The following is a 5460-nucleotide window of genomic DNA, read 5'->3' on the forward strand; positions in this document are numbered from 1 at the left end:
AAAGATTGTCCAATAGTTTTACAATGTCGAACTGGTTTGCGTTCCGCTATAGCAGCTAGCATCTTACAAAAAGCTGGTATAAAGGAAGTAGTTAATTTAAAAGGCGGATTTCTTGAGTGGAAAAAGTTTGGATTACCATACGAGAATAAATTTTTATCTAGTAATTCATTAAATTAGATATTTATCTTATTAATAAATTATTTATGTTATTACAATTATAATAAACATTGGGTAATGAAACCAGTCTTGTAGTATATTGTATATCGTATTAATATTTATATATTCTTGTTAAATATTATAGGATTGGGTGATGATATTGATGAAAACAATTAAATCTATAACATGTATGTCAGTTTTATTATTCATTTTTACATTATTTTTACCAAAAAATTTAGCATTCGCAGAAGAGATGGATAAGGTTTGGGATCCAGAGAAAGGGACTATTTCTGGTTATATCTGGTTTGATGAAAATGAGGATGGTTGGATTGATCCTGAGGAACAAACAATCGCACCTGAAATGGGTGAAATAAAGTTATATTTAATTAATGAAAATGAAGAAATAGTTGAAGAAAAAATAGTGTCTAGATTACAAAATGGGCAAGCTCATTACTATTTTGAGGTAGAAGAAGGAAAGTATAAAATACGAGCTGAGTTTACTGAAAAGGGAAAATATCAGCTTACTAGAGATGGAAGAGATTCATTTTTCAATTCTACAACAAACGAAACAAGGTATTATGAAATTATGAAGTCATACAATATAGATAGTATTCAGCTGGGGTATAAAAAGCTTCTTAAGTCTATTTAAAGTAAGGAAAAAAGCTAAAGATAATAGTAATAAGGTTGAATTTCAATTTTAAGTGGGGCATGCGCCCCTCTTTTTTTTATGTAGCGAATTTGTTGATTTTGGACGTTTAGATTGTGAACAGAGCTTTAATGTTTTATTTTTAATCGACCATTGTAATAGAATCTTGTACGATTACAGCATCAGAACTTTGTGTTCTCCAGTTCTTTAAATTAGAGACTTGTACTTTATTTCATCATTAGATTAATCTCACAGAACGAGAAAATGTAATGTGCTCTTATTTGAGATTATTATTAATAATTTCATGTACCGTAATTAATATTAATAATCTCAAAAACTACAACTAGGGGAATAAGTTAAAGAATCTCTTTATTAGATAAAAGAAGAGAAAGACGATACCGAAAAAAGTTTAAAAAGGTGCATTTTTGCTGGATAACAAGTGTTCAGATTTTCAAAAACCTGTTTAGTATAGTAGAGCCTTTACTATAAATGAAGAAGCCCTAGAGTTAGGGCTCTAGAGCTTCTTGTGTTCGTAAATCTCACACGGTTTTATAAATAGAAAAGAACGTATTCAAGATAACACATGAATGTTTCATAAATGTATCAAAAAAGTGAACCAAATATTTGAGGTAGTCAGCGCAATTAACTAACGGCTTGTTGAAAAAAGAAACCCTGCAGAAAATATTTCAGGGCTGGATAAGATTGAGTTATGTCGTACTCAAAAGGGATTTTAACGTGAATTTAAAGATGAATAAATTGGTAAATTTGTCTAGGTTTTTCAAGAACTATTATTTTAGCAAAAACGCTATTTTGAATGTAATTGTAAGAGCATTTCGGGAAGTGTTCTTCTAAAACAACTATTTACTCTAAAAAGAAAGGATGCAATATATCATTTGAACTACGGCTTTTTCTAAACGATGTGAAAGCGAGGGTAGTTCATTGGATTAGTATTTCTCAATAACAACAGCTATACATTCCATTTACATTTATTGTATGTAAGGCGTATGCTAGATTTAGTTGTAATAAATGGAAGGGAGCTGTATTTTTGAACAGAAAAGTTTTTACTTCAGTTTTACTATCGTCACTTTTGTTTTTAGGAGTAACTGGTTCAGGGGGAGTAGAGGCTTCTATGATTACACAAATAAAGTATAAACAAGGAGGGGCGAAGTACATATATACAAATGCACCAGAAGATGTATACGATAATCCAAATATGGGATCAAACTTTGAGGCTGGTAAGTATGCTTACTACACAAATGAAAGAATATTAGAAGCAAATCAAGCGTATAGTGCTGAATTTTTTAATCGAAATTATACTGGAGGTAAATTGAAATTTGGATATGCTATACACAATGAAGGTCACCAACCGCAAACTATAAGAATTAAAAATAGTGCTGTAAATGCAGCATATCCGGTTAGTTCTGATGGTTCATGGGATATAATGGGCATTACATCTAGTACTATAGTTCAATATGGAAATAGTAACAATGATCAAGTTATTACTATCCCAGCAGATGGACATGTATTTATATTAGAAAAAGATGTAGAAGATACTTTTGCAGTTAATGGAAAAATTAAGTTTATTCCGAACGCAAAATTAACCCTACGTCAATTTGTTTCAAAGAAAAAACCAGATGGACAGTTCTCTAGCCCATCAGAAATTTTTGATCCTATAAAAACAACACAGGTTAAAAATTATAATAAAACTACTTCAACTGCTAATTATAATTACGATGAAAGGTATGCTGTTATTGATAATGTAACAACAAGTACCTTTTATGTAGGTTCAAAGACAAGTAAAGCCTATCCTCAACCTCGTGTTGGTATTAATGAATACGAAGCACCTATATGGTATCTAGAAAATTCTAACCCGACGCTTGAAGGAAACTATGGAATTGTTTATGATTTTCAATTTAAAAATGCGGCAGGAAAGAAAATTAGAATTAAGCCTGAAATTATATCAGAAAATGATAAGTCAACCGATCCAGAGAAATTCCCGCCACTAGCATTTTTTTCACAAGTAACGTACTGGACTTCAGGAACTTGGAAAAGTACAACCAAATTAACTAAATCTGATCAATATCATTATATAACTATTCCAGCAGATCAACATGTGAAATTTATATTACCAGGTGGTAATAATGGTAATAACCTTTTTGAAATTATAGAATAATGTTTTGGAAGTTAGAATTAAATAAATTGACAGAGTCATATTGTTGATGCCAATTTAAATGAAAATGTAAGAGAATAAAAAAATCGTCAGTTGCTTTTTAAAAGCGCTGACGATTTTTTGTATAGTCTCATAGCTAGACTTAATTATTAAAAGCTAAATAAATTTCTATAGAGTGCAAAATTAAAGAAATTGAATAGGAATTTGGGACTATATTTGTTTTAAAGGGACTGAGGTGGATCTAATTTCATTGAATCTATCATAACTTTAATATTTTTCGAATTACCTTTAACAGATAGTTTCACTTTTTCAATTTCCAATGTTTTTGAAAAATCTTCATTTCCTATTGAACCAATTAACTGATCTAATTCATTAGTCCATGTAATGTTAGTAGCTTGAATCATTGCCTTAATCGTAGGTATATCTGCGTAGCCAGTATACATAATTCCATCGATTACTTTTCCGTTTTCTCCTAACATGACACTTACCCATTTCATATCTTGATCTGATTTATCTACTTCTTTAGGGTAATAAAACCTATATGTATTGGATTTCTTTTCTAGTTCAAGATTAAATGGGAGAATTTCAATACCTTGTGTAGATACAGTACTCTTAATGTTATTATAGTTCTTTAAATATTCTTCTGCTGTCATATGTTTAAGTGCAACTTTTTCTTTTACATCCACTGGTTCTTTTTCGGGTGCTTCTATTTTGTTGAGAGTATCTTTGTGTTCTATATCTGTGCAACCTAAAAGGCTAGCCGCTATCAGAAAGGTTCCGAGTATAAGTATTTTCTTTGGCATAAAAATCTCTCCTTAAGTGATATAGGAAAAATGCCGAAAGAGTTGATATCCTTAACAATTTCGGCATTTTTCAAGTTTGGATACTTAAATTTTTTTATAACGAAAAAGAATCATTTATATGATCTAATTGATTTAAGAAAGAACAGTACAATTAATCCTGAAATAAATAATAAGACCCCATTTATTATTAAGATTAATGGTGGACCATAAATGTCAGCGAAAAATGAGGAAATTGCTAAAGCGACTGGTGATGCAATACTCGTAAGAGAACCAAGCGTTCCAAAAGTCCTTCCCTGTAACTCAGGATCTACCTCAACTTTAATAATCACATTGACAAGCAATGTACAAAATGAAAAAAGTATTCCTAAGAGGAGAATTAATGGTACTGCATAAAGAACAGATGGAGCAAAAGATAGCCCTACAAAGATTGGAGCTAGTAAAACCATACTAAGGATTATCCACCAACCCCGTCGATGTAACTTATTATCAAAAAAGATAATAATGCCTGCGCCTAACATATAACCTATTGGAATGCTAGATTCAATTATCCCAAATTCAATCGGATTTGCCTTCCACACTTTTACAGACATTACTTGAATAAGCATTAATGAAGCAGTGAAAAATGTGATTAAAGTAGGCGAGAGTATAATAACAGATTTAGCAAAAGGGTTCTGCCATATATACTTGAAGCCTGCAACAAGGTCCTCCTGAAATGAATTTTTGATTCCTGTTTTTTTTGTAGAATTAGGAAACTTTCCACTTAATAACACTAAAATAGCGGATAACATAAAAGTAACCGCGTCAACGGAGATAGCAATGCTACCACCAAATGCTGCAACTACAACTCCTCCTATTGCTAGCCCCGAAATACGAGATACGTTATCTGCTACATTTAATACTCCAGTAGCTTGTTGAACTTTGTCTTTTCCTACAATATCAACTAAGGAAGCATGGAAGGCAGGAGATTGAAATAATCCTGCACAAGAAGTAAGAGCGGTTAAGATGATAATAAGAATAAAAGGGGTACCGGGTATTGCAATACAAAATGCGATACTTAGTATTAAAAGACTTCTTATTATATCTGTTATCCACATTAGTTTTCTACGATCTACCCTATCTGCAACAGTACCTGCAATAGAAGAAAACAACATGCTCATGACCATATGAGTTATGGCAATTGTAGACATTAATTTGGCACTTCCTGTTGCTTGCAGTACCCAAAGGTTTAAAGCAATACTGTGAAATGAATTTCCAAACATTGATAAGGTATAACCTGTAAATACAAAAGTAAATGTACGATTTTTCCATAATGTCTTTTTCGAAGAAACAGCAAGAGCGGAATCTAATTCGACCTGTTGTTGCATAGTATTGTCACCTCACAAATTTAAGTATCTCATTTATAAAAATTTGTTTGCAAACTAATAGTGGTGAACTTTAGTAATCAAGTTAATTAGATGATTAATGAAATGGAATCTAATTGTAAAAGAGTTATATTAATATAAGAAATTGTTATTTTGAGGTAAAAACGATAGATATGAAATGGATTTAAGTACATAAATGTTTGAAAAATAAAACGCAATATAAATTAAACATAGAAATCTTAGAATGTAAGTGGATTTAAATTTTTATGAAATTAAATTACTAGAAAATATCTACTAATGGCATTATCAAATTTGTAGAAGTAA

The 5460-nt window shown here is 31.0% G+C and carries 5 protein-coding genes; 3 read left to right on the plus strand and 2 right to left on the minus strand.

Going from position 1 to position 5460, the window contains the following annotated elements:
- From DN403_RS27610 to DN403_RS27620, 3 genes are all read left to right on the plus strand, one after another.
- On the plus strand, positions 1–177 hold a 177-nt coding region (locus DN403_RS27610), incomplete at its 5' end, for a rhodanese-like domain-containing protein (RefSeq protein ID WP_149185976.1).
- 142 nt (positions 178–319) lie between these two features.
- Complete coding sequence (locus DN403_RS27615) at positions 320–805, plus strand: SdrD B-like domain-containing protein (RefSeq protein WP_097888218.1); 486 nt, start codon at positions 320–322, stop codon at positions 803–805.
- A gap of 1042 nt (positions 806–1847) precedes the next feature.
- Complete coding sequence (locus DN403_RS27620; protein WP_097888219.1) at positions 1848–2975, plus strand: copper amine oxidase; 1128 nt, start codon at positions 1848–1850, stop codon at positions 2973–2975.
- A gap of 218 nt (positions 2976–3193) precedes the next feature.
- Here the strand turns inward: DN403_RS27620 and DN403_RS27625 are convergent, their stop codons facing one another.
- Together DN403_RS27625 and DN403_RS27630 are read right to left on the minus strand one after the other, a co-directional pair.
- Positions 3194–3775: a hypothetical protein gene (locus DN403_RS27625; protein ID WP_149185977.1), complete on the minus strand. Its 582-nt coding sequence runs from the start codon at positions 3773–3775 to the stop codon at positions 3194–3196.
- Positions 3776–3885: 110 nt separating this feature from the next.
- Positions 3886–5139 (minus strand): MFS transporter, encoded by a 1254-nt coding sequence (locus DN403_RS27630; RefSeq protein ID WP_149185978.1) that lies wholly within the window; start codon positions 5137–5139, stop codon positions 3886–3888.
- Positions 5140–5460 lie beyond the last annotated feature (321 nt).

Source organism: Bacillus sp. AY2-1 (assembly GCF_008368965.1).
Taxonomy (GTDB): Bacteria; Bacillota; Bacilli; order Bacillales; family Bacillaceae_G; genus Bacillus_A; species Bacillus_A thuringiensis_S.

Excerpts from the sequence above, each read along its gene's own strand:
- DN403_RS27625 (WP_149185977.1), bottom strand. The coding sequence starts at position 3,775 with ATGCCAAAGAAAATACTTATACTCGGAACCTTTCTGATAGCGGCTAGC.
- DN403_RS27630 (WP_149185978.1), bottom strand. The coding sequence starts at position 5,139 with ATGCAACAACAGGTCGAATTAGATTCCGCTCTTGCTGTTTCTTCGAAA.
- DN403_RS27615 (WP_097888218.1), top strand. The coding sequence starts at position 320 with ATGAAAACAATTAAATCTATAACATGTATGTCAGTTTTATTATTCATT.